A 26,220-nucleotide genomic window follows, 5' to 3' on the forward strand; every position below is an offset into this window, starting at 1 on the left:
AGGGGGCGCTTGGCCAATGCCCCGGCAGCATCGAGCGCCCAGCTATGACCACGATCCCCGCGACATCGGTCGCACCGGCCAGAAAACGCGCCGGCGCCGGGCGCCGGCAATGGATCGGCCTCATCTATGTCGCGCCGGCCGTGGCGCTGGTGATGGTGTTCTTCGTCATTCCGCTCGGCATGACGGCGTGGATGTCGCTGCACAACTGGCCGCTGATGGGCGAACATTCCTTCGTCGGCCTCGGCAATTACTGGGCGATCCTGCGCGACACCAGGTTCTGGAACGCGCTGAAGTTCACCGGCTTCTACACGCTGGTCGTCACCATCGCGATCTTCGCCGTCGCTTTTCCGCTCGCCATCTTCATCGAGCGGCCGCGCCCGCTGACCAATCTCTACCGCACCATGTTCTTCATGCCGGCGGTGGTCGGCTTCGCCTCCGCGAGCCTGCTCTGGTCGTGGCTGCTCAATGTCGATTCCGGCCTCTTCAGCCCCGCCGCCTACGACCTCGGCCTGATCGACAGGAAGTTCAACCTGCTCGCCACCTTCCAGCCGGCCTTCTGGTCGATCATCGCCATGGTGGTGTGGAAGGTCGCCGGCTTCACCATGATCATCCTGATGACCGGCCTGCAATCGATCCCGCAGGACCTGCAGGAGGCCGCCGTCATCGACGGCGCCGGGCCGTTCGCCCGCTTCCGCGCGATCACCTTGCCGTTGATGCGCCGCACGCTGGCGCTGGCGCTGATCCTGTCGGTCGCCGGCTCGATCCTCGCCTTCGACCAGTTCTACATCATCCTGCGCGGCGGCCCGCGCAACCAGACGCTGACGGCGGTCTACTGGATCTTCAACCAGTCCTTCGTGTCGTTCAAGCTCGGCTATGGCGCGGCACTTTCCATGGTGCTGCTGGTCATCCTGGTGGCGCTCAGCCTCGTCCAGCTCTGGCTGCTGCGCAAGCCCGAGGGCCTCGACTGATGGCGCAGGCGATATCGGCCAGAGGCAAGCTCGCCGCACGCCTGGCCAGGCACTCCACCGGCATCGTCGCCTCGGTGCTGTTCGTGGCGCCGATCGTGTGGACGGTGCTGTCGGCTTTCAAGCCGGCCGCCGAGGCGCGCCTGCCGCCGCTGCCGCCTTGGCCGACGACGGGCTTCTCGCTGGAGAACTACGCCACGCTCAACAATTTCGGCGACGGGCTTTGGGCCTCGGCGCAGAACAGCATCTACGTCTCGGTGATGACCGTGGTTCTGTCAGTCATCGTCAGCGTGCTCGCCGGCTACGGCTTCTCGCGTTTCCGGTTTCCGTTCAAGGATCTGTTCTTCGTCCTCATCCTGTCGACGATCATGATCCCGTTCCAGTCGATCCTGACGCCGATCTTCCTGGTGCTGACCAAGCTTGGCCTGCACAACACGCTGACCGGCCTGGTCGGCGTCTATGTGACGCTGCAATTGCCGTTCTCGATCTTCATGATGCGCAACGCCTTCGATGCCGTGCCGCGCGAGATCGAGGAAGCCGCGCGCATGGACGGCGCCGGCAACGCCACCATGCTGGTCAAGGTGATGCTCCCGCTGGTCTGGCCGGGTGTCGTCACCATCGCCCTGTTTGCCTTCCTCGGCGCCTGGAACGAGTTCCTCGCAGCCCTGGTGCTGATGACCGACCAGTCCAAATTCACCTTGCCGGTGATGATGACCGCGCTTCAGTCGGGCCGTTTCGGCGCCATCGACTGGGGTGCGGTGCAGGCGGGTGTCACCGTGATGATGGTGCCCTGCCTGATCCTGTTCCTCGCTTTGCAGCGGTTCTACATCCGCGGCCTGATGGCCGGGGCCGTCAAATAGAGCATGATCCCGAAAAGTGGGAACCGGTTTTCGGAAAAGATCATGCCCCAACCAAGAATAGATCGAATGGAGTGAAGTTCATGACCGCATCGCCATCCCCCAGAGCGTCCGCATCGGCGAAGCCGAAGCTCGCCTTCCGCCCGCTGCCGGTGCCGCAGGTCGACGTGCACGGCTTTTGGGGCGACCGCGCCGAGGCGGTGGCCACGCGCACCGCCGACATCCTCTACGAGCGCTGCGTGGAGGCACGCATGCTGGAGCAGATCGACCCGGACCGCCCCTCGCCCGGCGTCGTCATCCCCTTCCACGTCAATGACGGCTTCACCGCCCGCACCGTGACGACGCAGATGTTCTGGGACTCCGACTGGGGCAAGACCATCGAAACCGCCGCCTATTCGCTCTATCGGCGCAAGAATCCGGAACTTGAGAAGAAGATCGACACCGTCATCGACATGTACGAGAAGCTGCAGCAGCCCGACGGCTATCTTTCAAGCTGGTACCAGCGCATCCAGCCCGGCCTGCGCTGGACCAATCTGCGCGACTGCCATGAGCTCTATTGCGCCGGCCATCTGATCGAGGGCGCGGTCGCCTACTACCAGGCGACCGGCAAGCGCAAGCTGCTCGATGTGATGTGCCGCTATGCCGACCATATCGCCGCGACCTTCGGGCCGGAGGCCGGCAAGAAAAGGGGCTATTGCGGCCATGAGGAGATCGAGCTGGCGCTGGTCAGGCTTTCCCGGGTGACCGGCGAGGCGAAATACATGGAACTGGCCAGATATTTCATCGATGAGCGCGGGCAGCAGCCGCATTATTTCGACCTGGAGGCGCGCGCCCGCGGCGCCGACCCCAAGGATTTCCACTTCAAGACCTATGAGTACAACCAGTCGCACATCCCGGTGCGCGAGCAGGACAAGGTGGTCGGCCACGCGGTCCGGGCGATGTATCTGTTTTCCGGCATGGCCGACATCGCCACCGAATATGGCGACGACAGCCTGCGCGTCGCGCTTGACCGGCTCTGGGACGACCTCACCACCAAGAACCTCTACATCACCGGCGGGCTCGGTCCGTCGGCGGACAATGAGGGCTTTACCAGCGACTACGACCTGCCCAACGAGAGCGCCTATGCCGAGACCTGCGCTTCCGTCGGCCTGGTGTTCTGGGCAAGCCGCATGCTCGGCATGGGGCCGAACGGCCGCTATGCCGACATGATGGAACGCGCGCTCTACAACGGCTCGATCTCCGGCCTGTCGCTCGATGGCTCACTGTTCTTCTACGAAAATCCGCTGGAAAGCCGGGGCAAGCACAACCGCTGGAAATGGCACCGCTGCCCCTGCTGCCCGCCCAATATCGGCCGCATGGTGGCTTCGATCGGCAGCTATTTCTACAGCCTGGCGGACGACGCGCTGGCCGTGCATCTCTATGGCGACTCGACCGCGCGTTTCGACATTGCGGGCGTGCCGGTAACGCTGACGCAGGCGAGCCGCTATCCCTGGGACGGCGCCGTCGAGATCACGGTCGAACCGCAGGCGCCGGTGGAGTTCACGCTGCACCTGCGCGTGCCGGCATGGAGCGGCAATGCCGGCCTCGCCGTCAATGGCGAGACGGTCGAGATCGAGGATTTGACCAGCGACGGCTACGCCGCGATCCGGCGCCAGTGGAAGAAGGGCGACCGTGTCAGGCTCGATCTCGATATGCCGATCGAACGCCTCTACGCCAATCCCGAGGTCAGGCAGGATGCCGGTCGCGTCGCGCTGTCACGCGGGCCGCTGATCTACTGCGTCGAGGCATCGGACAATGATGGTCGCCTGCATCGGCTGACCTTGCCGCGCACGGCCGGCATCGAGGCGCATGAGGCGCCGGACCTGCTGGGGGGCGTGGTGACGCTTTCAGCCACCGCCTGGGCCGATGCCGGCGACGGCTGGCAGGACGGGCTCTACCGGTCCGAGCCGCCGGCCAGCGTCGAAACCCGCCTGACCGCCATCCCCTACTTCGCCTGGGACAACCGCGAGCCGGGCGAGATGCTGGTGTGGCTGCGCGACGGCTGAGGCCGGCAGCGGCGCCTCAAATCTTGCCCGCGACTGTTTCGGACGTCACTCGGCGGCCACAGGCTGCGGTGCCTTCGGTGCCGGGCTCCTGTCGACATGCGCCCAGGCCGGCCGCTCGAACAGGAACATGCCGAAGCCGATGCGCTGGACGATGAAATAAAGCACGACCGGGCTGATGATCGAGACCAGCAGCACCGCGAGGCTGAGCATGCCTGTATCAGTCAGAAGGCCGCTCGCCAGCGCCGCGCCACGGAAGAGCGACATCGGAATGGTGAAGGCGACATAGACGACCAGCGAATGTTCGCCGAGCCAGCGCAGCCATTCCCAGGCGGCGAACCGCGACAGGAAGCCGCCGAGCACGCACAACGCCACCGCGCCCGCGACCGCCAGGACGAGATGCAGCGGCGGCCATGCCGCCAGCCCCATCTGCATGTCGACCGGGTGCATGGCATAGCCTGGCGAATAGACCAGCAGGCCGTTGACCACGGCCCACATGGCCAGGCCGGCGACGGCGAGTGCCGGGCGCCCTTGCGTCCATTCGACGAGCCGGAAGATCATCGGCGCCATGACGAAGCCGAGATAGAAGAACACGAAATAGGCGGCGAACTGTTCGACCGCATAGCTGTCGGGCTTCGGCGCCCACATCTGCAGGCCGGCCGCGATCGGAATGACGATCCAGGCGGGCACGGCAAACTGACGCAGGAGTTTTGCCACCAGGCCGAACACCGCCAGCATGTAGATGAACCACAGGACGCCATAGGGCTGGACGACGGCCATCGCCAGGTCGTGCAGCATGCCGCCGGGATCCCTGCTGAAGATACCGATCTTCAGTCCGATCGAGATGATCGCCCACAGCACGTAGAAATAGAGGTAGTGGACGACGCGCCGGTCGATATAGCGCCGCCACGGCCGGTCGATCACCTGCGACAGGAACAGCCCGGAGATCAGGAAGAATTCCGGCATGCGGAACGGCGTCGCGAAGCCGATGACATAGTGCAGGAAGCCGACGCCATCGGTATACTCGCCGGTGTTGTAGGCCGAGTACATCATCACCACGAGGATGATCGAGAGACCTTTGGCCGTGTCCACCCACGGCATGCGCGTCGGGCTGCTGTTCATGGCGGCGAATCCAAACGGGCCGGCCCCGATGGCCAGCCATCATCCGGCGGTATCTAGCACCATCAAGCTTCCCAGATCGTAAACAGCCAGAGTCGCTATTTCCGGGCCTTCGATTTGTTCAGAGCGACCGCGGCGCGCACCAGCGCCTTGAAAGCCTCCTCGTTGACCTCTTCGCCCTTCTGAAAATCGATGGCGCGGCGCGTATTGCCTTCGAGGCTGGAGTTGAACAGACGCGCCGGATCGGGCAGCGCCGCCCCCTTTGCGAAAGTCAGCTTGACCGCGGCCTTGTAGGTCTCGCCGGTGCAGATCATGCCGGCATCCTCCCACACCGGAACCCCGCGCCATTTCCAGGTCTCGACCACGTCGGGATCGGCCTGATGGATCAGCGCGCGCAAACGCCCCAGCATCTCGCCGCGCCAGTCGCCCAATTCCTCGATCCTGCCATCGATCAATTCGGAGGCGGATTTGCTCTCCCGCGATGCCGTGGTCGTCATGGTGTTTCTCCTTCGAACTTCAGAAATAGCGCGCTTACATGCGCTCGCCAGGCAAGACGCTCGCCTGTTTCACCCAGGCGCTGAACCGCGCCTCGTCGAATGCGTCGTCCTCGCGGATGTCGAGATAGCGCGTATCGCCGCTCTTCGACGCGCCGGGCGGCACCGGATCGAGCGACTGGCCGCGAAAGAAGGCCACTTTGATGTATCTGGTGAAGCAATGGATGCCGAGGAACCAGCCCTCGCCTTCGACACCGTAGAGGGGCGAGTTCCATTTGACGGCCTTTCGCACACCGGGAACGGCCTGCTTGATGAGCGCGTCGAGGCGTTCTCCCACGGCGCGCTTCCAGCCCGGCATGGCCGCGATATAGGCCTGCACCGGCGCATCGCCATGGCCCTTGGCGATCTGCGGGTTGCCGCCTGAAAGCAGCTTCGGTTCAGCTTTGGCGGCGGGTTTCGTCGATTTCGCCATCCGTTCCTACCCGTTGGCGCGCTGCGCGGCGCGCGCTTTCCCGACATAAGGCAGCATGAACATATAGAGGCCGCTGAACAGCAGCAGGAACAGCGGCGCAAGCGGCGAATAGACCACCCAAGCGGGCGGTTGCCCGAACGCCATGGTGGCGAAATTCGCGGCCACGGTGATCGTGAAGACGATCGACAGCCAGCGATGCGCCTGCCGTATCCATTTGCTCCAGCCCAATTCTGCCTCCTCTTGCACTATGCGTTGGAACCCGGCGCGCTACCAGCGCGCCAACTCCGTGATCTGGATGAGTCTGCCGGAACCGGCGCGCTACCAGCGCGCCAGCTCCGTGATCTGGATGAGTTTGCCGCAGCCGGCGCGCTACCAGCGCGCCAGCTCCGTGATCTGGATGAGATTACCGCAACCGGCGCGCTACCAGCGCGCAAGCTCCGTGATCTGGATGAGATTACCGCAACCGTCATTCACCTGCGCGATGGTCGAGCCGGTCACCTGCGTCGGCGCCATGGCGAAGGCACCGCCATTCGCCGTGATGCGCTCATGGTCGACCTTGATGTCGTCGGTGAAGAGCATGAGCGCCGGCTGGCCTTGGCTTAACATCGCCTGCTGGTAGGCCTTGGCGGCCAGATTGTCGTTCAGCGCCAGCTGCAGTTCGGTGCCCTCGGGCTCTTCGGGCGAGACCACCGTCAGCCAGCGGAACGGCCCGTTGCTGAAATCGGCCTTCGCCTTAAAGCCAAGCACGCCGGTGTAGAAGGCGAGCGCCTTTTGCTGATCGTCGACATAGATGCTGGTCAGTTTGATCTTCATTGCGTTTCTCCATAGGTTTCGCGCGCGGCACCGCGCCGCGTCGACGACAGGGGTGGTTCTTGCGCGGGCCGGCGGACCTCAGTCCGTCCGCGCCAGCAGCTCTTCGAGCTTCTCCAGGAATTTCGGCCAGCCCATCCTAGCGCCGCCATAGGCCCGCTTCTGATCGGGCCGGAAGCCGGCCTGCTCCATGCGCAGATGGGTTCCCGTCGCGGTTGGCGTGAGCGTGAAGGTCACCACGCTCCTGAGATCGAACGCCGGATCGTGATGGGTGAGGTTCCAGCTATAGGACAGTGTCTTGTGCGGCTCGACCGCAAGCACCTCGCAGTCCAGCACGCCGGCTCCCTCGGCCCTGATGTTGAAGCGATGGCCGACGGCGGGTTTGAAATCACTCTTCATCAGCCACTCCTCGATCAGATGCGGTTGCGTCAGCGCGCGCCAGAGTTTCTCGGGCGGATGGGAGATTTCCCGTTCGACGACGACAGTGCGGGTCTCCCTATCGTTCACTGGTCCATCCTTTTGAGTAAATCCTCGAGGTCGTCGAACCGGCTTTCCCAGAACCCGGCCATGTCACGCGTCCAGTCCATCAGCGGCGCCAGCGCGTTGAGCTGGGCGCTGTAATGCGTCTGGCGGCCCTCGTGGCGGTCGCGCACCAGCCCGGCCTGCTTCAGCACGCCGAGATGCTTCGACACCGCCGGCTGCGACACGCCGGACTGGCTGGTCAGCGCCCCGACCGTCTGTTCTCCCTGGCGGCAAAGCCGCTCGAAGATCGCCCGCCTGGTCGGATCGGCAAGCGTCCTGAAGAGCATGTCATGAGCGTCCGGCATCCCTAATCAATAACCCGTTGGCTATAGGTTGACGTATAACCGCAGAGATATATGTTCGTCAAGCGGCGGAATTGACAGGCGAGAAGATTATAAGGGCGAAGATATGATCCTCGTCACCGGAGCGACCGGCCATGTCGGCGGCGCCGTCCTGCGCGGCCTGTCGGCGCTCGGCCATGAGGTGGCCGGGCTGGCTCGCGACGCCGGGGCCGCGCAACGGCGCTTGCCTGCGGGAGCAACCTTGCGCATCGGCGACTACGAAAACGCCGCCGGCCTGGAGAAAGCCTTTGCCGGCATCGATGCGTTGGTGCTGATCTCCAGCGATGGCGACGCCGATGCGATCATGCGCCATCATGCCAACGCCATCATCGCCGCTCGGGCGGCCGGTGTCCGCCACATCACCTTCACCAGCATCGTCGACATCGGCGAAACCTCGCCCTTCTATTACGCGCCCGCTTATCGCGACGCCGAGCGCCGGCTGGCCGCCTGCGGCGTGCCCTCGACCATCCTGCGCTGCGGCCTCTATAGCGACTTCATCCTCGACACATGGTTGGGGCCTGCCACGGAGGAACTGGCGCTTCCCGCCGGACAGGGCCTGGTTGCGCCGGTTTCGCGCGATGATGTGGCAGCGGCCATCGCTGCGGTGGTGGCCAAGCCTGACAAGTCCCGCACGCTCTACACGATCACGGGAAACCAGCCGCTGGGCTTTGAGGCGATCGCCGCCCTTTATGCCGACGTGACAGGCCAGCCCCTGCGCTATCGCCCCTGCTCCCCCGCCGACTATCTGGCCTCAGCCTCGGCGCGCCTCGAAGAACCATGGCCAGAGGCTTTTGCAACGTTGTGCGCCTCGATCGCCGAAGGCCGCTATGCCTCAACCCCAAGCGATTTCATCACGCTTACAGGTAAGCCACCGGAAAGCTTTCGAGATTTCGTGGTTCGCGTAGCGCTGGGAATGCAGACGGACGGCTAGGGTCAGGGCCGACTGCTTTCAAACGGCAAAGTTCCCGTTTGGCTGTCGCTATTATCGCCGCGTCGTGAACAGATTGCCCCCAGATATGGACAATGAGGAGAGGAATATGTCAGTCAACACTGATCACGGAGACCCCAACACTTGGGATCCTGAACTGGATGCGGTGAGTGTGGCGCCAGAAAACCATGTCGTGCTCCATGAGGACGATTTTATCCGCGTGCTGTCGGTCCGTTTGCCAGCAGGCGAGACGGAAAAGCCGCACCACCATCGCTTCCGTCGGTCCTGATCATTGATCGGGGCATCAAGGCGCAAGACTTCGACGGCGTCACCCGTAAGGAAATAGAGCGAACCTCTCCGGACCAGGGTGAGCCGCTGCTGTCGGTAGTGGTCAGGCTGCCGCCCCAGGCGTTGCACTACATCGAAAACCGGGACAGCAAGGCCTTTCATGGCATCCGAATTGAGTTCAAGAAGGGATTTCCAACCGAAAGAGGCTCAACAGCTGGTTCGTCATACGGCTATCCCGACGGATCGGTCCGCTAGGCTTGGCTCCGCGTCGCTGCGCTCCTTGCTGCGCCCGTGGATGACGAAGCCGTGGAGGCTTCCGCCAATTACCAACACACGCGATCCGTTAACGCAGGCGACTGTTCCCTGCAAACCAACTAGGCATGCACCCGCCCGATCTCCCGCGCCACCAGTTCCTGCAACTGCCACAGATTGCGGTCGCGTATGCCGCAGGCGTCGAGATGGCGGATCGTCTCGAACAGATATTGCGCGCCCGAGCCCCAATGGCCGGCGGCGCTGGCCAGCGTTGCCGCCACCGCGGGCTTGTCGAGCTTGCCGGCATAGCGCGGATTGGCCGGATCGACGACGAAGCCGAGCGCCTGGCTCAGCCCGCCTTCGGTCCTGACCTGCAGCCAGCGCGGCACGTTGACGGCAGGCAGGATGGTCATTTCACGGCGCAGCAACGCCTCCAGATGGTCGGCGACCGGTTCGGCGATCTCGAACACCATGCCCTTGCACTGGCCGCCACGGTCGAGCGCCATCATCAGGCCGGGCCGCTCCAGCGTGCCGCGAAAGCGCTGCACGGTGAAGCAGAACGAGCGGTGCCAGCCCCGCGCCACCGCCCGCTCGCCGCCCCTCACCTCGCCGGCCGGCTTCCACAGCAGCGAACCATAGGCGAACAGCTTCAGCGGACCCGCCGGCGCCGAGGCCAGGATATCGTAGCGCACCCGCGCATAGTCGGCGTCGGTCATCGGAGTCATGCCTGGCACCGGCCCGGCATCCTCGACCGCCCGCATGGTCCGCGCCACCAGCGCCTCGGTCAGCGCCATCGGTGGTTTGCGCGGTGCGGACTTACGCGGAGCAACGGAGATCGGCTTGTTCATGTCGTCATGTTGCTGAAGGCTGGGGGATTCTCAAGGGCGGCGCAGCACCGCACGGCCTTGGGCGGCCACGCCGGTCTCGGAAATTTTCAACAAGCAGTCAAAAATCTTGTCAGCGAGAGTCCAAACTACAAACTCAATTATCCGATCGATCACATGGATGTTGCAGTAACAACGAAGTGAACTCCCCCTAAACAATGCCGATTGTCTCGCCCTACCTCTTTTTGCCTACTTACGATCGTACTAATATTCCCAAGGGGAAGGTATTTGGGGGGACGCGTCAATGTCGGGCGAAGATAGGCTACCCGAAGGCCATATGGTCTTTCTGGTTCACGGCATCAACACACGTGCACTTTGGATGGACGAGATAAAACCGGCTCTAGAGGATGCCGGATTCCTGGTCGCGGTCACGGGTTATGGAGTGTACGGCGTTTTGCGCTTTCTGATGCCCTTCGACGGGCTGCGTCTCAAAGCAATTAATCTTATTACCGCCGAGATAAATGCTGAACTGCATAAATATCGCCCAAAAAATTTTTCTGTCATAAGCCATAGTTTTGGCACCTACATCGTTTCGAGAATACTGGCGGAACACCCTGAGCTTGACTTCTCGCGCATAATCTTTTGTGGCAGTGTCGTTCGGAACGACTATCCGCTTTTCCAATATCTCGACCGGTTCAGCCCGCCGCTCATCAACGAGATCGGCACCCGGGACTACTGGCCGGCGTTCGCCGAAAGCGCCGGCTGGGACTATGGCTCGGTTGGTGACACCGGGTTCATGCAGCCGGCAGTCGAGTCGCGATGGCACTCCGGTTTTGGACATAGCGATTTTCTCAAGCGAAGCTTCGCCGAGGAGTTCTGGATACCATTTCTGAAGGGTGAGCCGCCGAAACGTGGCGACCCACCTACCCCACTACCGTTGTCCATAAGACTTCTGACGCAACTTCCCTTGAAGATCCTGCTGCCGCTTCTACTTTTGGGAATCCTTGCGTTTGCCTGGTGGTTCCTGCTTCAACGTGACCCCGCGCCGAAAATTGCCGCCGAGCCGGCCCCTGTTCGCCAAGCTTTCACATATCCGAAGGGGGACGACGAACGGGGGACAAAATGGACAAGGCCAGCCGGGGGCGACGCTTGGATTGAAACCTATGAGAGCGGACAGAAAGATTCTTTCCTCGTTCTCCATCGGACGGCTTGGGATGCCGACTGCGATGGAACCGTTGTCACCAAGAAAGTTGACCGCGACTTTCAGATCTTCATCCCTGACAAAACTGCCGGCTGCGCTGGACACGACCTGAGATTGAGAACGTGGAAATATGTATACTATGGACGATGGTCGTTGATCGGCCCAATCGTGGGTGAATGATCAGGCGGATTGCCCAAAAGGCACCAACCTCCATGTGACAGAGCCGCCCAACAGTATCCGTCATGACTAGTGCCCTACCGCCCCGGCGCCGCGCTCAGTTCGCTGCGCCGCCAGGCGGCGGGCGAGATGCCGACCGAGCGTTTGAACTCGCGGCCGAAATGATAGACGTCGCAGAAGCCGCAGGCTTCGGCCACCTCCGCCAGCGGCTGGTCGCCCTGCACCAGCAGCGACTGCGCCTGCATCAGCCGCTCGCGCATCAGCCATTGGTGCGGGCTGGTGCGCAGGTGCTTCTGGAACAGCCGGCGCAATCGCGAGGGGCCGAGGCCGGTTACCGCCAACAGGTCCGGCGCCGCCCAGGGAAAGCCGGGCTCGGCGCGCATGGCGTCGAGCGCGGCGGCCAGCGGCCCGGGCAGATCGTCATGGCTGGTGCCGCCGATCGCGCGGTCGACCAGAAGCAGGAACTCCGCGACCAATTGGTTGAGGCGCAGATCGAGTCCGGCATCGCGCCGCCGCAGCGCCGAAAACAGCCGTTCGAACCAGGGCGCCGGGCTCGCCGCCTCGGCGAACACGGCGCGCGGCGCGCCGTCGCCGAACAGCTTGCGCCGCAGCGCCACCGGATCCGGCCCGTCGAGCCGGAACCAGAGCAGCGTCCAGGGATCGGCGGGATCGGCACAATGCACATGCGGCGCCTCATTGGCCATCCACACCAGATGGCCGGCGCGCATCTCCAGCCGCTGCCCCAGCGTCTCGACATGGCCGCGCCCGGACACGCAGTAGAGGATGTCCTGGCCGGGATAAAAGGCCCGTTCTATGCGGTAATCGCGCGCCGCCGCGACCTTGCCGGCTCGCGGCACGCTGAATGCGGTGCGCGTCCAGCCGCCTGCCGGTACATAGTGGAAACTCTCGATGACGGCGTTCTTTGTGAGCATGCGCGTTTTATACAAATGGAACGCCCTGCTGTCCATTTTGTTGGCCGTCCGGCGCCGCTATGGTCGCTCTCATGAGGCCGGGGATAACGGCAGGCAACGGCCAAAGTCCCCGATTTTCCAGCCATTCGCGGCGCATCGCGCCGGGGTGGCCCAAGGCCAGGCATGCCAGGGAGGCAGGACGAATGTTGGCGATGACGAGGAAAGAAGCGGAAGACTACGCCCGCGACGGATACATTATCCGCAGGGGCCTGCTCAGCGTGGCCGAGGTCGACGATTTCCGCGACCATGCCCGCGCTCAGCTGGAAGCGGAAAACAAGACCGGCGCCGTGATGGCCAAGGGCGACAAGGAGGGCAAGACCACCCTTCTGAAAATGTGGACCAAGGCCGAGGACGACAAATACGGCCTGCTCGCCCGTGACGAGCGCATGGTCGATCTCGCCGAAGACGCCGTCGGCAAGCCGATCTACCTCTATAGTCACAAGATGACGATGAAGCAGCCCAATGAGGGCGGCGCCTGGGAATGGCATCAGGATTTCGGCTATTGGTACAATTACGGCTGCCTGGCGCCGGAGATGATGAGCATCTATGTCGCGCTCGACAAGGCGACCCGCCAGAATGGCTGCCTGCAGGTGCTGAAGGGCACGCATAAGCTCGGCCGCCTCAACCACATTAGGGAAAACGACCAGACCAATGTCGAGCAGGAGCACCTCGAAGCCGCGCTCAAGCGCTACGAGCACATCTATGTCGAGATGGAAGCCGGCGACGCGCTGATCTTCGACGGCAACCTCCTGCACCGCTCCGATGCCAACCGTTCCGACACTTATCGCTGGGGCTATATCTGCTCCTACAACGCCGTCGAGAACGCGCCGTTCAAAAAGGTTCGCGAATACGGAAACTTCGACGAATTGCGCAAGGTGCCGGCCGGCTCGTTCCGCAAGGCGTCCTGACGCCGCGACCAATGGCAGGGGCGGCAGCGCCCGTGCCGGCCATGATCCCCTCTCGAAAAGATCATGGCCGAACAGGGAGATAGAGCCGGATCCTGAATCACTTCGGGAGCGGCTTCGATGCATCGGCCCGTGCCCGAGCTCGGCTCGGGTCGATGAAACGAAGGAGTGGCGATGCCGGTGAGGACCGGCGGGTCACGCTGAGGGAGGATAGTGTATGACCCAAGCGGTCAGGACCGGCGCGCGCGCGCCAGCCACCGACCGATTCACGCTGGCGCGGCTTTTGCGGGCGCGCGAGGCGGGCGTGTTCATCGCGCTCCTCGTGATGTGCCTGTTCCTGTCCTTCGCCACCGATGGATTCCTGACATCGCTGAACCTGCTCAATGTCGGGCGCCAGGTCTCCCTGCTCGGGATCATGGCGGTCGGCATGACGTTCGTTTTGATCGCCGGCGAGGTCGACCTGTCCGTCGGCTCGACCTATGCGCTGTCGGGCCTTGCCACCGGCATGCTGATCATCGCCGGCTGGGCGCTGCTGCCGGCCATCTGCGCCGGCCTCTTGACCGGCATCGTCATCGGCCTGATCAACGGCATGCTCTCCACCTATGGCCGCCTGCCCTCGCTGATCGCCACGCTCGGCATGTTGTCGATCGTGCGCGGCGCGGCGCTGATCCTGACCAACGGCCAGCCGGTGACGGTCAATGCCCGCAACGGCGCCCTGCCCGACGTGCTGGCGAGCTTCGGCTTCATGGGCCAGGGCTATCTGTTCAGCGTCATCCCCATGCAGCTCGTGTTCTTCGTCATCGTCGCGGCGCTTGCCTGGCTGGTGCTGTCCTTCTCCAATTTCGGCTTCCGCGTCTATGCCGTCGGCGGCAGCGCCAAGGCCGCGCGGGTTTCCGGCATCTCCGTCAACAAGGTGAAGATATCAGCCTTCATCCTGATGGGCGTGCTCGCCGCCTTCGCCGGCATTCTGGGGCTGGCCTTCCTGCCCTCCAGCCAGGCCGGACGCACCGGTCTCGGCCTCGAGCTCGACGTCATCGCCGCCACCATCGTCGGCGGCGCCTCGCTGTCGGGCGGCGAAGGCACCATCCTCGGCACCATCCTGGGCGTGCTCATCATCGGCGTCATGCGCAACGGCCTGGTGCTGATGGGCGTGTCGCCCTTCGTCCAGGAACTGATGATCGGCCTCGTCATCATCATCGCCGTCGGCATCGACAAATGGAGCACGCGCCGCACCGGCTGAGCCAACCGGCAAAATTTACAAAACCGAAGCAACCAGAAGCAAAAAGGGAGGACTATCCATGAACATCAGACACGTCATTCTGGCGGCGGCAATCGGCCTGTTTCCGCTCTCGGCCCACGCCGCGTCCAAGCTCGCCGACTTCCAGCTCGCGCCGCGCATCAAGGCCAAGATCGACGCCGGCCAGCCGCTCGATTTCTACGTTTCCTACCATGACGTCTCGAACGAATTCGCGCCGTTCATGAAGGCCGGCGTCGAGCGCGCATCCAAGGAAGACAAGGTCGGCGCCCAGTTCATCGGCCCGGTCGGCGCCGATGCCGACGGCCAGATCTCGGAAATCGAGACGCTGATGGGCAAGATGGACGGACTGGCGATCTCGTCGGTTTCGACCGACGCGCTGGCACCGGTCATCGACCGCGTCATCGCCGCCGGCATCCCGGTCGTCACCTTCAACACCGATAATCCCGAGAGCAAGCGCCTCGCCTTCGCCGGCCAGGACCTCGTTCAGTCCGGCCGCGAGGCCGGCAAGCTGATGTCGAAGGTGCTCGGCGGCAAGGGCAAGGTGATGATCACCACCATCGACGCCGCCGCACAGTGGTCGCTCGACCGCGAAAAGGGCGCGCGCGAAGCGCTGAAGGCCGAGTCCGGCATCGAGGTCGTCAACACGCTCAACACCGGCACCGACCCGCAGAAGATCTATTCGGCGATCGAGAACGCCATGCTCGCCAATCCGTCGATCACGGGCATCCTGTCGCTCGAATGCTGCTCGACGCCCGCTGCCGGCACCTGGGTGGAACGCAACAAGGCATCAGACAAGGTCAAGGTCGTCGGCTTCGACCTGCTCGACCAGACGGTGCAGCTCGTTCAGGACGGCAATGTCGATGCCACCATCGATCAGGCCCCGGAAAAGCAGGGCTTCGCCGCCGTCGACCTGCTGGTCAAGTTCCTCAAGGGTGAGCCGATCGACAATGTCGATACCGGCGTCGGCATCTACACCAAGGAAAACATCGCCGAAGTCGTCAAGAAGAAGTAATCGACAACCTGGCACGGCCGCCGGTCCGCATCGACCGGCGGCCGCTTGCACGCATTCAGCCAGCCCCAAGCCAGCAGGTTCATGACAGAACAACAGACCCCTGCCCCGATCGTCGAGATTTCCGGACTGACCAAGCGGTTCCCCGGCGTGCTGGCGCTCGACCGCATTTCCGTCGCCTTCCGGCCCGGCGAAGTCCATGCCGTGATCGGCGAGAACGGCGCCGGCAAGTCGACGCTGATGAACATTCTCGCCGGCGATTTGCAGCCTGATGGCGGCGAGATCCGCATCGACGGCAAGCCGGCCACTGTTCCCTCGCCGCTCGCCAGCCGCGCCGCCGGCATCACCGTCGTCTACCAGGAACTGGCGCTCTGCCCGACGCTGAGCATCGCCGAAAACATCATGATGTCCGACATGGCGGCGCGATCCGTGGTGTCGCTGGTGCCGCGCGACGAGATGCGGCGCCAGGCGCGCGCAGCACTCACACGGCTCGGTATGGGCACGCTCGACCCCGACACCAAGGTCTCGCGCCTCTCGGTCGCCGAGATGCAACTGGTCGAGATCGCCGGCGCCATCCGCCAGCGCGCCCGCGTGCTGGTGCTGGACGAACCCAATTCCGCGCTCTCCAAGCGCGAGAGCGACCGCCTGTTCGACATCGTCAAGCAGTTGCGCGCAGAAGGCGTCACCGTCATCTACGTCTCGCATCATTTGAAGGAAGTGCTCGACCTTGCCGACCGCATCACCGTGATGCGCGACGGCCGCACCATCGAGACCATGGACAATGATGGCCTGTCGGAGGACCGGCTGATCCGCGCCATGGTCGGCCGCGAGCTCGACACAACAGCGCAATGGTCGCTGCAGCCGCAGGCCCGCTCGCACGAGGCGCCGGTCGTGCTCTCCGTCGAGAAGCTGACCGCGCCCGGCCTGGACGAGGTGAGCTTCCACGCCCGGGCCGGCGAGATCCTCGGCATCGGCGGGTTGCCCGATTCCGGCAAGGACATGCTGGGCGAAGCGCTGTTCGGCCTGTGCGGCCGGGAGGGCCGTGTCACCATCGACGGCAAGGAGCTGCGCGGCGGCGACCCGCAGGCCTCGCTCCGCAACGGCATGGCGCTGGTGCCGGCCGACCGGCGCGGCGCCGGCGCGCTGTTGACTATGAGCGTCGCCAACAATGTCGTCTCGGCCTCGCTGCCGCGCTTCTCCATGGCCGGCTTCATGCGCCGCGGCGCGGTGCGCCGCGAGGCGCGCGCGCAGGTAGCCAGGCTCGATGCGCGCATTTCACATCTCGGCCAGAAACTCGGCACGCTTTCGGGTGGCAACCAGCAGAAGATCATCCTCGGCCGCAGCCTCGTCACCAACCCGCGCGTGCTGGTGCTGCACGAGCCGACGCGCGGCGTCGATGTCGGCGCCAAGGCCGAGATCTACGCCATATTGCGCGGCATCGCCGGCGAAGGCGTGGCGGTGGTGATGATTTCGTCGGAGATTCCCGAATTGATCATGAACGCCGAACGCGTTCTGGTGCTGCGCAATGGCCGCGTCTCCGGCGAACTGACCGGAGCCGGCATCAACGAGGAAGCGATCCTGGCGCGCGCCATGGCGTCCTGAGCGAGGCGAGTGATGAGTAAACTTGAGACCGCACCCCCAATGGCCCCAAAGATAACGATTGTCGGCAGCTTCGCCGTCGGCCTGACCATGCGCGCGCCGAAACTGCCGATCTTCGGCGAGACCATGCTCGGCACCGATTTCGACATGGGCGCCGGCGGCAAGGGTTCGAACCAGGCGGTGGCGACCTCAAGGCTGGGCGCCAGCTCCTCGCTGGTCGCCATCATCGGCACCGACAAGCTGGCCGGCATCGCCACCGACCTCTACGCCGCCGAAGGCGTCGATGCGAGCCTGGTCTCGACGCGCACCGAGCGCGCCACCGGCGTCGGCTTCATCATCCTCAACGACAAGGGCGAGAACTTCATCATCCTCGACATGGGCGCCAACGAGCTGATGGACGCAGCCGTCGTCGACACGGCCGAGGCGCGCATTGCCGGGAGCGATGTGGTGATGACCGTGCTCGAAGTGCCGATCGCCGCCGCCGCCCGCGCCATGGAGCTTGGCCGCCGGCATGGCGCGCGCACCATCCTCAACCCGGCGCCGGCGCGCCAGCTTCCCGATGCGATCTTCAGGGATGTCGATTACCTCACCCCGAACGAAAGCGAATTGCGCATGCTGCTCGGCCTGCCGGCCGACGATCCCCGCTCCTCGCGCGAACTGGCCGGCGAGCTTCGCCGTCGCGGCGTGCGCAACGTCGTGGTGACGCTCGGCCGCAGCGGCGCGCTGATCCTCACCGACGAGCTCGACATCATGGTGCCGGCCGTGCCCGTCGATGTGGTCGACACCACGGGCGCCGGCGACGCGTTCAACTCCGGTTTCGCGGTGGCGCTGGCCGAGGGCCGCGATATTGTCGACGCGGTGCGCTTCGGCGTCGTCTGCGGCGCCATCGCCTGCACCAGGCTCGGCGTCATTCCCGGCCTGCCCGAGCGCGCGCAGGCCGACGCGCTGTTCGCGCAGGCCCTCGAGACAACATGGCTCCAGAAATAACGCGGAAGGAGAGAAAATGAACCGGAACCGGCTGCTCAACGCAGAACTGTCGCACGCCATCGCCTCGATGGGCCATGGCGACCTGATGATCGTCTGCGACGCGGGCTTTCCGATCCCGTCGAGCGCCTGGCGCATCGACCTCGCCATCTCGCCCGATGTGCCGGACCTGGAGACGGTGCTCGGACCGATCGCCGAGAACCTGATCGCCGAGCGCGTCGGCTATGCCGACACGCTGCCGGTGCACAACGCGCCGCTGCTTGAGAAGCTGAAGCGGCTGTTCCCCGACGCCGATTTCGAGGCCACGACACACGAGACCATCCTTGGCGAGATGGCGAAAAAGGCCAAGGTCATCGTGCGCACCGGCGCCTTCGACCCCTGGGGCAACATCCTGCTCTATTCCGGCGTCGACGTGCCGGCATGGTTCTCCAAGCCCGGCGTCGTGGCCCCTGACTACTACGCCAAGAAGCTGAAGGGCTGACATGCCCCGCATCTTCGACTTCGGCGGCCGCGAGGTCGAGCGCTCGGTTACGGTGGCTGGCTTGCGCGCGCTGAAGGGCAGCGGCCGGCACGTTGCGCAGGTGACGGCCGAGACGGCGGACGAGGCTGCGGCGGCCGAAGCCGCCGGCATCGAGATGGTCGTCTGCCGTGCTGCAAACGTGGCACGCGTCCGCGAAGGTTCGCGCCGTGTCTTCGTCACCGCCGCCCTCGGCTTTGCCGACGCGGTGACATCGGACGAGGTCCTGCGCACCGCCTTCACGGCGATAACGACCGGTGCCGACGCGGTCATCACCGGGCGCGGCCACGAGACCGTGCGCATGCTTGCCAACGAGCAGATCCCGGTGATGGGTCATCTCGGCTTCGTGCCGCGCAAATCCACCTGGGTCGGCGGCATCAGGGCCGTCGGCAAGACAGCCACCGAGGCGCTCGACTTGTGGGACCGCTTCAAGCGCCTGGAAGATGCCGGCGCTTTCGCCGTCGAATGCGAGATCATCCCGGCGCGGGTGATGGAAGAGATCAACCGCCGCACCGGGCTGGTCACCGTCTCGCTGGGTTCGGGTCCGGCGGCCGACGTGGTGTTCCTGTTCACGTCAGACATTTCGGGCGAAAGCGCCCGCCTGCCCCGCCACGCCCGCGCCTGGGGCAACCTGGCCGCGCTCCACAAGGCCGTCCGCGACGCGCGCGTCGAGGCACTGTCGGAGTTTCGCCAGGAGGTTGCCGGCGGCAGCTATCCGGCCGAGGCTGAACTCGCCGGCATTGCGGATGGCGAGTTGGAGACGTTTCGCCAGCAGCTGGAGGCGGAACGGTGACTCATCCCCTGCGGTGAAAGACATCGCCTGAGATCGAGAAACTGGACTCGTCGATCCAGACGATATTGAAATAGACCGGTGCCGGCTGGTAGGCGTTGACGTTCATGATGGTCAGGATGCCGCCATTGTATGACGGGTCCCAGCTGCATGAGCCGATCGCGCCAACCGTCCCGTTGGCCTCGATCTGGCAGGTCTGTCCGATAATCATCGTCTCGCCCGCATCGCTGTACCAGACGCCGACCGGCGCCGGCGTGGATTGGGCAAGGGCTGAAGTGACCGACAGGCCAAGGGCTGCCACGCCGGCAAGACCAAAAGCGCAACGGAGCAATCCGACAAAAAGCAATCTCATGCTGAAATCCCCATCCCAGGTTGACGTTGTGCCTGCCGTGCCGCCGCATCAACAAGAGAGCGCCGATCCCCCGCCCGGGGATCGGCGCCCATGCGCCTGGCTGGTGGTATCGAGGCCGGGCGAGCCGTCCATGAAGCGGCCGCCGGCCCCACCTGAAGGCGCACATTCCGCTATGACGGCCGACCGGCCGGCTGCTACTTCTTGTGCTTGAACAGACGCGCCTTGCAGGACGCCGACAACTGGTCCTTGTGCTCGACGAGGCACTTCGGCGCGGCGCCCGTGGTCAACACGCCGCCGCCGCAGAAGCGATTGGCATCCACCGCGCAAGGACCCTTGGAGGTGGTGTAGCGGGCGAAGGCCTCGTTTGAACTCACAAGTGCTACCGCTGCTATCACAACGGCATAGAAGATTTTCATTGCAAGGCTCCGGACAAGAACACTGGATCCCCCAGTGCAGGGTTGGTTGTGGCTGGATCCTGGAGCGTGGCTGATATCGCTGGAAATGCCGGCGGCTCGCGGCCCGGCCGGCGTTCTTGCCCAGCCACCCGCTGCCGCGTTGCGACAGACAAAAACAGTCCTGCTTTCGTCCATCGACGACCGCCCCGCTTCCCGCCAACGCACCCATCGGTGCGATTCATGTGCTGATGCGGGAATGACTAAGGCAGTTCGAATGCCAGCGCATCCTAGCTGAAAAGCGGAGGGGAATGAGTGGCAGTCCCCCTCGCCCGCGACATGACGTGCGCCAGGAAAGCAAAAAGGCTTGAGCGCCTAGACGGTTCCGGCCAGTACCAGCAGCGCCACGGCTTCGCTGCGGCTGCGCGTGCCGGCCTTCTTTTTTACGTTCTCGATATGATAGTGGACCGTCGCCGGCGCGATGCCCAGGATGATGGCGATTTCCGCTTCGGTCTTGCCCGCCGCGACCCAGCGCATGCAATCGGCTTCCCTGGGCGTCAGCAAAATCGGCGACCGGTTGCTGAAACCGAACCCCACCGCTTCATAGGCCTTGTCGTGCACTGCGAGCGCCATCGCGCGCATGATGGCTCTCTCCACCGCATTCATCGTCACCGGCTCCAGGGCGGCGACCGAGACCAGCCCCTGGTAGCTGGACGGGCCATGGATCGGTATGGCCATGACCTCGGCCCAGCCATACTCCATGGCGCCCGCGGTGACCGCGGCACCTTCCACGGTAAAGGTTCGTGCGTCCCCCATTTCGGTCCACAGGAACGGCGTCATGCGGCGGCGCGCCTCAAGGATCATGGGGTCGATCTCCATGTACCCTTTCGCCATGTAGGCTTCGAACCAGTCCTTCGGCCAATTGTTGAAATAGAAGCGATAGGACCGCGAGCCGCCGGCACCCGCCCAGGCACCGCCGGCACTCGCGGTGAAGCCGAAATCACCGATCGCCTCGATGAAGCGCTCGATGACCTTGTCGACGTCGCTTGTCGACGCGCAAAATTCGAGAAAGTCCTGCCCTGCCGCAATCCGCATATGCCGCTCCAAAACCCCGCGGCAATCTCAGCGATCCCACACCGGCGCACAAGGCGTTTCATCGACGTAAGGGCTGCGGCATTAGGGCCTGTTCGCCCCCGTTACGACACCAGCGGCATCGGCACCTTCAGCCCGTCGATCAGCGTGTCACGGAACAGCGCGATCGGGCGGGCAAGCCGTCCGGCTGGTGGGCGGTGCAGCAGCCAGGCGCGCACTTGCGGTTTGAAGTCCGGACAGTCGATGACCTCCACTTTATCGCGCCAGCGGCAGTCGGCGAAGGCGCCCGGCGTGACGATGCCGATGCCGTGACCGCGCGCCACCAGCGACATTCTGAGGTCAACGCTGAGCGCCTCCACCCCGACCTGGAAGGGCAGCCTCGCCGCCTCGAAACTCTGCCTGATAAAGGCGCGAAACCCACAGCCATTCTCGTTCATCACCCAGGCAAAGCGTGACAGGTCGGCGAGCTTCGCCGGCTTCGGCACGCCAAGCCCGGGAGACGCCACCAGCAGCACCGATTGCGCGCCGAGATCGTCGCAGACCAGTTCGTCCGGCGGCGCCAGGCCCTCGGCAAGACACACCGCCACCGCGTCGAGCTCGCTGCGCGCCACCTGCTCCACCAGCCTTGGCGACCAGCCCGAAGCGATGCGCAGCGTCAGGTGCGGAAAGGCGGCACGCAGGCCGTCCAGCGGCAGTGCCAGTGCGGCGTCGGAGAGATAGGGCATGATGCCGAGCCGGAACTCGCCCTTCACCTCACCCCGCGGCGAGACGCCGGCCTTCAGGTCCTCCAGCGAACGCAGAACGCGGCGACCATGCTCATAGGCTTCGCGGCCCGAAGCGGTCGGCTTCAGCGGTTTCGACTGGCGGTCGAGCAGCGCCGTCGCCAGCCCGTCCTCCAGGTTCTGGATGCGGCGTGTAACACCCGGCTGGGTCAGGTTGAGCCTGGCCGAGGCGCCGACGATGGAACCGGTTTCCACCACGGCGATGAACGCTTCGAGATCGTGGATATTCATGCGCATCTCGCATAATCATTATCGAATTGATTGAATTGTAGCATGATAACGCTTCAGCATAAAGTCCTCTAACGATATGCAGCTTCTTGAGGATCCAATGCTCGATACCAATGACGGCCAGATCGCTGGCCGGCTGCCGGCTCAAACCATAACCGGCCCGCAGACGCTGCTCTTTGCCGCCTCGACCGGCATCATCGTCACCAATCTGTTCGCGCCGCAGACGCTTGTCGGCCTGATCGGCCCGTCGCTCGGCGCCGGCGCGGCAAGTGTCGGTCTCGTCGCCATGGCGACGCTGCTCGGCTATGCCGGCGGCCTGTTCTTCCTGGTGCCGATGGCCGATCTCGGCGAGAACCGTCGCCTGATCCTGCGCATGCTGGTCGCCGCCGCCCTGGCGGCCGGCATCGCGGCGCTGGCGCCGACGGCCGCCTCGCTGCTGATCGTGCTTTTCATCCTCGGCGCGGCTTGTTCGGCCATCCAGATCCTCGTCCCGATCGCTGCATCCATGGCCCCGCCAGGCGAGGCCGGCCGCGTCATCGGCGACGTGATGAGCGGGCTGATGATCGGCATCCTGCTGGCCCGGCCGCTCGCCAGTCTCGTCGCCGACGCCTGGGGCTGGCGCGCCTTCTACGGCCTCAGCGCCGCCGCCCTGGCGCTGCTCACCATCGTGCTTGCCTTCGCGCTGCCGCGACGGCGGCCGCAGGCGAAATCATCCTATGGCGCGCTGATTGCTTCCCTGTTCGGCCTGCTGCGCGCCGAGCCGGTACTGCGGCGCCGTGCGCTGACGGCGGCGCTGGTGATGGCGGCGTTCAGCCTGTTCTGGACCGCGGTCGCCTTGCGGCTGGCGCAGCCGCCTTTCGGACTTGGCCAGCGCGGCATCGCCCTGTTCGCGCTGGTCGGCGCCGGCGGCGCCGTGGTCACGCCTCTGTTCGGCCGCGCCGGCGACCATGGCTGGACGCGCTCCGCCACCATCTTCTGCCATTTCGTGCTGATCGGCGCCATGGCGCTCACCGCCTGGGCCGGCTCCTTTCACACAGGAGCCGCATGGCTGCCGCTGGTGCTGATGGGTGCCAGTGCCGTGCTGCTCGACATCGGCGTTACCGGCGACCAGACGCTCGGCCGCCGCGCCGTCAACCTGCTTCAACCAGAAGCCCGCGGCCGCCTCAACGGCCTGTTCGTCGGCATCTTCTTCATCGGCGGCGCCATCGGCTCATTGCTGGCCGGCGTCGCCTGGGCCTCAGGCGGATGGCCCACGGTCTGCGTGATCGGCGTCGCTTTTGGCCTGGCCGCCTTGCTGGTCGACTGGATCGGCGGCCCGGAATGACGGGCGGCCGGCCGGCTCAGGGGAATACGTTCACTCTCTTGACGCTCACCTCGGCCGATCCAAGGTTGTTGTGCCGATAAAAAAAGTTGGAGACGCCAGGCAGAGCGATCACGGCATCGTTGACGTAGAAATAGAGTTCACCCGACGCCTTGGGCTTGATCTCGGCGGTCAATTTCATGTTGAGACATTTTCCGAGGGTCGTCGGCCCAACGGGATTGAGCACGTATTCGTCATTGCCGAACCGACCGACGCGCGCGATTGGCTTGAAGTACGGCTCGGCCCACCAGCGCTTGGCCAATGTGGCCAGGTAGTGGGGAAGGCTGCCCTCGGCGACACCCCGCGTGTCGGCACACCCTCGGTCACGGATCGGATCGGTGTCTTTTTCTCCGTCGATCCAGGGGTCCTTGGGATCGATCGTAACAATGACTTCATAGCGAACCCCTTCTTGCAGCCAATTGCCGGTGTCATTGCACATTTCGCGCGTCTTGAAACCGGAAGGGATCAAGCTCAGCCTTTCAACTCCCGTTGGATTTCCAAGCGCAGGGTCCTTACAGAAAGCGCCCATGGAATCGGCGACTTCGAATGCCGTCTTGTTGAGAGCGTTCACGACGAGATAGGCCGACAGGGCGAGAAAGGCCGCCGGAAGCAATTTCTCCCGGAGCAGTTTGTAGAGCCGCAACGCAGCCTTGTTTTCTCGGATCAAGCGGGCTGCCCTCAAGGAAACAGGCGTTGACGCGCTGCGCGGGCCGCGATTGCTCAGGAAGAGGTAGGTGCCCAGACAGCCGAGCGACGCAACACCGAGAAACAATCCCGCCCAAGCTATCCAGGCTGTCTCCGCAGCGCTTTTCCAATCAAGGATGAAGCCGTGCTCCCAAGGTCGCCCTGCGGCCAGCGCACAGAAGCCAAGGACGACCGCCCCGATCAACGCACTGCGCCTGTGCGCGTCGTTCCTGTCCGACAACGGCACCCTTGCACCTTGCCCCCTGTTGACATTCCAGGCCAACCGCGCCCGATCGTTTATGCGTGTGCGCAAGACGCCGTTGACCCACAGCAGGATGCCAAGCGCCACGATGAGTATCGCGGCCGCCGCGGAATGCTTTGTCACCGCGTCCACCCAGGGTGCGGCGATACCGGGGAGGAAGCCGCTTATCAGCCCTATGACCGGCCCAATAAGACCGCCTGCGGCCTGTTCAAGCTGGCCGGTGGCATCGAGCGTGACATATCCGGCAAGCAGCGGAAATGCCGCGAACAGCACGGCAATCGACAGCAGCACGTAATAGAGCCCGCGCCGCCACCAGACCGTGTCCTGCATCAATTGAAAGCGTTCCGTGCGGCTCTTGGGACTTTGCCGATTGAACGCCCCAAGTGCACGATCGAATTTCGCGTTTATACCGGCCAGGTCGCGCCGGCGTTCATCTGGAAGCGGTAGTTTGTCGACGATATCAGGATCCGTCGGCACCGCCCCGCCGCTCAGCAGCGTGGCCAGCGGCACCTTGAAGCCGAGCGGGGTCAGGACATCGAAGTCTTCCGGCAGAGCGATCGGAGCATAGTCGTCACTGCCCTTTGCGATGCGAGTGATGACGCTCGCATCGACCAGCGGCTTCACACCCGGGCTCTTGTCCCGCCCCTTGCCCTGCATCAAATCCTGGGCGTCACGCGGATGGTAGCGGTAGAAGACGCTGACGCCCGACCTGGAATCATAGATGCGTCCGGCCTCCGAGGCATAATCCCAATAGTCGGCGACGACCTCTTTCTTGAAACTTAGACCCTGTTCGGCTGCCTCGCCGATCATCCAGCACAGCGGAATATGCGCAAGCCTGTCATCGGCATAGCCGCCGCCGACATTGGAATGGCTGCCGGCGAACCAGACCTGCTTCACGCGGGGATCACGGACTTTATCTCCAGCCGTTAGCGCATCGCCGCCCCCGACATCAGCTTTCTTTGCCGAGATCATCTCTTCCCAAGGAATCGGGAAGAACGTGCGCCGCTCGTCGTCGATGCTGAAAGCCTGCCTCGCGCATTGAACGGGTTCAAGCAGAACCGGCCTCTCGAAGGTGATCGGCCACACCCATTTGTCGACCGCTCTGGTCAATTCATCGACAGGCAGGCCGTAGGCGGCAACCGTATCCCAGACACCAACAAAGGCGATCCGGATATCGTGGGCCGACCGGGGATCGGGCGTGCGCGGCTTGACTTTGTTGTAGTCACTGCTTCCGGTTATCTGGTTCCATAGCGTAAACCATTGCGCGGCGACGTAGCGCGCGAACGCGACCCATGGCAGCCGCCGTGCTGGAAAGGCCTTTGGCCTGTAGGCCCGGTACGCGGCGCGTGCGTTGCGGTCGAGTTCCTCCTCCGATTTGAAGTCGACCAGCCCTTCGCGCGCGATCATGCCGACCAGCACACGGATGGTGAAGGCGCCGCGGCTGAAGCCGAAGGCGAATATCCTGTCGCCCGGCTGGTAGTTCAGGCAGAGGAACTTGTAGAGCGCCAGAACCCGCCGCTTGACGCCGAAGCCGAGCGCCAGGCCGATGATTTCGAACGGTTTGAACTGCGAGGTGCCGACACCGTCGCTGAACACGGCGATCTGGTCGGCGCCGGTCAGGTCCAGTGCCTGGTAGAGCCGCCACACATTGGTCTTGAACGCCTTGGCGGCGCTGTTGCCCGTCCCGTCGGCGAAGACGACGATGTTCCGGGACGATGGTTTGCCTGGAACATCGGCCATTGC

At 64.3% G+C, this 26,220-nt stretch carries 28 protein-coding genes; 14 read left to right on the forward strand and 14 right to left on the reverse strand.

Annotation, left to right across the window (positions count from 1 at the left end):
- Window positions 1–44: 44 nt before the first annotated feature.
- The 3 genes from FJ967_RS25500 (at window position 45) to FJ967_RS25510 (ending at window position 3,867) form a co-directional block, all read left to right on the forward strand.
- On the forward strand, window positions 45–968 hold the full coding sequence (locus FJ967_RS25500; protein WP_140734989.1) for a sugar ABC transporter permease: 924 nt from the start codon (window positions 45–47) through the stop codon (window positions 966–968).
- Window positions 968–1,825: a carbohydrate ABC transporter permease gene (locus FJ967_RS25505; RefSeq protein ID WP_140734990.1), complete on the forward strand. Its 858-nt coding sequence runs from the start codon at window positions 968–970 to the stop codon at window positions 1,823–1,825. Before FJ967_RS25500 ends, FJ967_RS25505 begins: the two co-directional genes overlap by 1 nt.
- Before the next feature lie 80 nt (window positions 1,826–1,905).
- Window positions 1,906–3,867 carry a glycoside hydrolase family 127 protein gene (locus tag FJ967_RS25510; protein ID WP_140734992.1) on the forward strand — a complete coding sequence of 654 codons (1,962 nt, stop codon included), beginning with the start codon at window positions 1,906–1,908 and terminating at the stop codon, window positions 3,865–3,867.
- 45 nt (window positions 3,868–3,912) lie between these two features.
- Here FJ967_RS25510 and FJ967_RS25515 read toward each other — a convergent pair whose 3' ends face one another.
- From FJ967_RS25515 to FJ967_RS25545, 7 genes are all read right to left on the reverse strand, one after another.
- Window positions 3,913–4,986, reverse strand: coding sequence for an acyltransferase family protein (locus FJ967_RS25515; protein WP_140734994.1), 1,074 nt, complete (start codon window positions 4,984–4,986; stop codon window positions 3,913–3,915).
- Window positions 4,987–5,081: 95 nt separating this feature from the next.
- Window positions 5,082–5,480 (reverse strand): DUF1801 domain-containing protein, encoded by a 399-nt coding sequence (locus FJ967_RS25520; RefSeq protein WP_140734996.1) that lies wholly within the window; start codon window positions 5,478–5,480, stop codon window positions 5,082–5,084.
- A gap of 34 nt (window positions 5,481–5,514) precedes the next feature.
- The gene (locus tag FJ967_RS25525; protein WP_140734998.1) at window positions 5,515–5,949 is read right to left on the reverse strand and encodes a DUF1801 domain-containing protein; all 435 of its coding nucleotides are present in this window, start codon (window positions 5,947–5,949) and stop codon (window positions 5,515–5,517) included.
- A 6-nt stretch (window positions 5,950–5,955) separates the two neighbouring features.
- Window positions 5,956–6,177, reverse strand: coding sequence for a hypothetical protein (locus FJ967_RS25530; RefSeq protein WP_140734999.1), 222 nt, complete (start codon window positions 6,175–6,177; stop codon window positions 5,956–5,958).
- Window positions 6,178–6,369: 192 nt separating this feature from the next.
- Complete coding sequence (locus FJ967_RS25535; protein ID WP_140735001.1) at window positions 6,370–6,762, reverse strand: VOC family protein; 393 nt, start codon at window positions 6,760–6,762, stop codon at window positions 6,370–6,372.
- A gap of 78 nt (window positions 6,763–6,840) precedes the next feature.
- Window positions 6,841–7,266: an SRPBCC domain-containing protein gene (locus tag FJ967_RS25540; protein WP_140735003.1), complete on the reverse strand. Its 426-nt coding sequence runs from the start codon at window positions 7,264–7,266 to the stop codon at window positions 6,841–6,843.
- Window positions 7,263–7,586, reverse strand: a complete 324-nt coding sequence (locus FJ967_RS25545; protein ID WP_140735005.1) for a metalloregulator ArsR/SmtB family transcription factor — start codon at window positions 7,584–7,586, stop codon at window positions 7,263–7,265. The genes FJ967_RS25540 and FJ967_RS25545 overlap by 4 nt, the downstream gene beginning before the upstream one ends.
- 103 nt (window positions 7,587–7,689) lie before the next feature.
- On the opposite strand from FJ967_RS25545, the gene FJ967_RS25550 reads away from it, so the two are divergent.
- Together FJ967_RS25550 and FJ967_RS25555 are read left to right on the forward strand one after the other, a co-directional pair.
- Window positions 7,690–8,553 (forward strand): NAD(P)H-binding protein, encoded by an 864-nt coding sequence (locus FJ967_RS25550; protein ID WP_140735007.1) that lies wholly within the window; start codon window positions 7,690–7,692, stop codon window positions 8,551–8,553.
- 106 nt (window positions 8,554–8,659) lie between these two features.
- Window positions 8,660–8,839: a hypothetical protein gene (locus tag FJ967_RS25555; protein WP_140735009.1), complete on the forward strand. Its 180-nt coding sequence runs from the start codon at window positions 8,660–8,662 to the stop codon at window positions 8,837–8,839.
- Between the two features lie 373 nt (window positions 8,840–9,212).
- Here the strand turns inward: FJ967_RS25555 and FJ967_RS25560 are convergent, their stop codons facing one another.
- Window positions 9,213–9,938 (reverse strand): gamma-glutamylcyclotransferase, encoded by a 726-nt coding sequence (locus FJ967_RS25560; RefSeq protein ID WP_140735011.1) that lies wholly within the window; start codon window positions 9,936–9,938, stop codon window positions 9,213–9,215.
- Between the two features lie 280 nt (window positions 9,939–10,218).
- Between FJ967_RS25560 and FJ967_RS25565 the strand changes: the two genes are divergently transcribed.
- Window positions 10,219–11,295 (forward strand): alpha/beta hydrolase, encoded by a 1,077-nt coding sequence (locus tag FJ967_RS25565; RefSeq protein ID WP_140735013.1) that lies wholly within the window; start codon window positions 10,219–10,221, stop codon window positions 11,293–11,295.
- Between the two features lie 74 nt (window positions 11,296–11,369).
- On the opposite strand, the gene FJ967_RS25570 is transcribed toward FJ967_RS25565, so the two are convergent.
- Window positions 11,370–12,224: an AraC family transcriptional regulator gene (locus tag FJ967_RS25570; RefSeq protein ID WP_246675381.1), complete on the reverse strand. Its 855-nt coding sequence runs from the start codon at window positions 12,222–12,224 to the stop codon at window positions 11,370–11,372.
- A gap of 191 nt (window positions 12,225–12,415) precedes the next feature.
- On the opposite strand from FJ967_RS25570, the gene FJ967_RS25575 reads away from it, so the two are divergent.
- The 7 genes from FJ967_RS25575 (at window position 12,416) to FJ967_RS25605 (ending at window position 19,328) form a co-directional block, all read left to right on the forward strand.
- Entirely contained in the window at window positions 12,416–13,171 is a 756-nt protein-coding gene (locus FJ967_RS25575) for a phytanoyl-CoA dioxygenase family protein (RefSeq protein WP_246675382.1), read from the forward strand.
- Between the two features lie 214 nt (window positions 13,172–13,385).
- Entirely contained in the window at window positions 13,386–14,408 is a 1,023-nt protein-coding gene (locus FJ967_RS25580) for an ABC transporter permease (RefSeq protein ID WP_140735018.1), read from the forward strand.
- 58 nt (window positions 14,409–14,466) lie between these two features.
- Window positions 14,467–15,438: a sugar ABC transporter substrate-binding protein gene (locus FJ967_RS25585; RefSeq protein ID WP_140735020.1), complete on the forward strand. Its 972-nt coding sequence runs from the start codon at window positions 14,467–14,469 to the stop codon at window positions 15,436–15,438.
- An 81-nt stretch (window positions 15,439–15,519) separates the two neighbouring features.
- Complete coding sequence (locus FJ967_RS25590) at window positions 15,520–17,037, forward strand: sugar ABC transporter ATP-binding protein (RefSeq protein ID WP_140735022.1); 1,518 nt, start codon at window positions 15,520–15,522, stop codon at window positions 17,035–17,037.
- A gap of 39 nt (window positions 17,038–17,076) precedes the next feature.
- Window positions 17,077–18,021, forward strand: a complete 945-nt coding sequence (locus FJ967_RS25595) for a ribokinase (protein ID WP_246675383.1) — start codon at window positions 17,077–17,079, stop codon at window positions 18,019–18,021.
- A 16-nt stretch (window positions 18,022–18,037) separates the two neighbouring features.
- Window positions 18,038–18,499, forward strand: a complete 462-nt coding sequence (rbsD, locus tag FJ967_RS25600; protein ID WP_140735026.1) for a D-ribose pyranase — start codon at window positions 18,038–18,040, stop codon at window positions 18,497–18,499.
- 1 nt (window position 18,500) lies between these two features.
- Complete coding sequence (locus FJ967_RS25605; protein ID WP_140735028.1) at window positions 18,501–19,328, forward strand: 3-methyl-2-oxobutanoate hydroxymethyltransferase; 828 nt, start codon at window positions 18,501–18,503, stop codon at window positions 19,326–19,328.
- A 1-nt stretch (window position 19,329) separates the two neighbouring features.
- Here FJ967_RS25605 and FJ967_RS25610 read toward each other — a convergent pair whose 3' ends face one another.
- The 4 genes from FJ967_RS25610 to FJ967_RS25625 all read right to left on the reverse strand — a co-directional run bounded on the left by FJ967_RS25610 (window position 19,330) and on the right by FJ967_RS25625 (window position 22,174).
- The gene (locus tag FJ967_RS25610; protein WP_140735029.1) at window positions 19,330–19,677 is read right to left on the reverse strand and encodes a hypothetical protein; all 348 of its coding nucleotides are present in this window, start codon (window positions 19,675–19,677) and stop codon (window positions 19,330–19,332) included.
- A 194-nt stretch (window positions 19,678–19,871) separates the two neighbouring features.
- Window positions 19,872–20,093, reverse strand: coding sequence for a hypothetical protein (locus FJ967_RS25615; protein ID WP_140735031.1), 222 nt, complete (start codon window positions 20,091–20,093; stop codon window positions 19,872–19,874).
- A 351-nt stretch (window positions 20,094–20,444) separates the two neighbouring features.
- Window positions 20,445–21,164, reverse strand: a complete 720-nt coding sequence (locus tag FJ967_RS25620) for a LuxR family transcriptional regulator (RefSeq protein ID WP_140735032.1) — start codon at window positions 21,162–21,164, stop codon at window positions 20,445–20,447.
- A gap of 101 nt (window positions 21,165–21,265) precedes the next feature.
- Entirely contained in the window at window positions 21,266–22,174 is a 909-nt protein-coding gene (locus FJ967_RS25625) for a LysR family transcriptional regulator (protein WP_140735034.1), read from the reverse strand.
- A gap of 97 nt (window positions 22,175–22,271) precedes the next feature.
- On the opposite strand from FJ967_RS25625, the gene FJ967_RS25630 reads away from it, so the two are divergent.
- Window positions 22,272–23,495: an MFS transporter gene (locus FJ967_RS25630; protein WP_140735036.1), complete on the forward strand. Its 1,224-nt coding sequence runs from the start codon at window positions 22,272–22,274 to the stop codon at window positions 23,493–23,495.
- Between the two features lie 16 nt (window positions 23,496–23,511).
- Here FJ967_RS25630 and FJ967_RS25635 read toward each other — a convergent pair whose 3' ends face one another.
- Entirely contained in the window at window positions 23,512–26,217 is a 2,706-nt protein-coding gene (locus tag FJ967_RS25635; RefSeq protein WP_140735038.1) for a DUF2235 domain-containing protein, read from the reverse strand.
- Window positions 26,218–26,220 lie beyond the last annotated feature (3 nt).

Origin of the sequence: Mesorhizobium sp. B2-3-4, from assembly GCF_006442315.1 — a bacterium.
GTDB lineage: Bacteria > Pseudomonadota > Alphaproteobacteria > Rhizobiales > Rhizobiaceae > Mesorhizobium.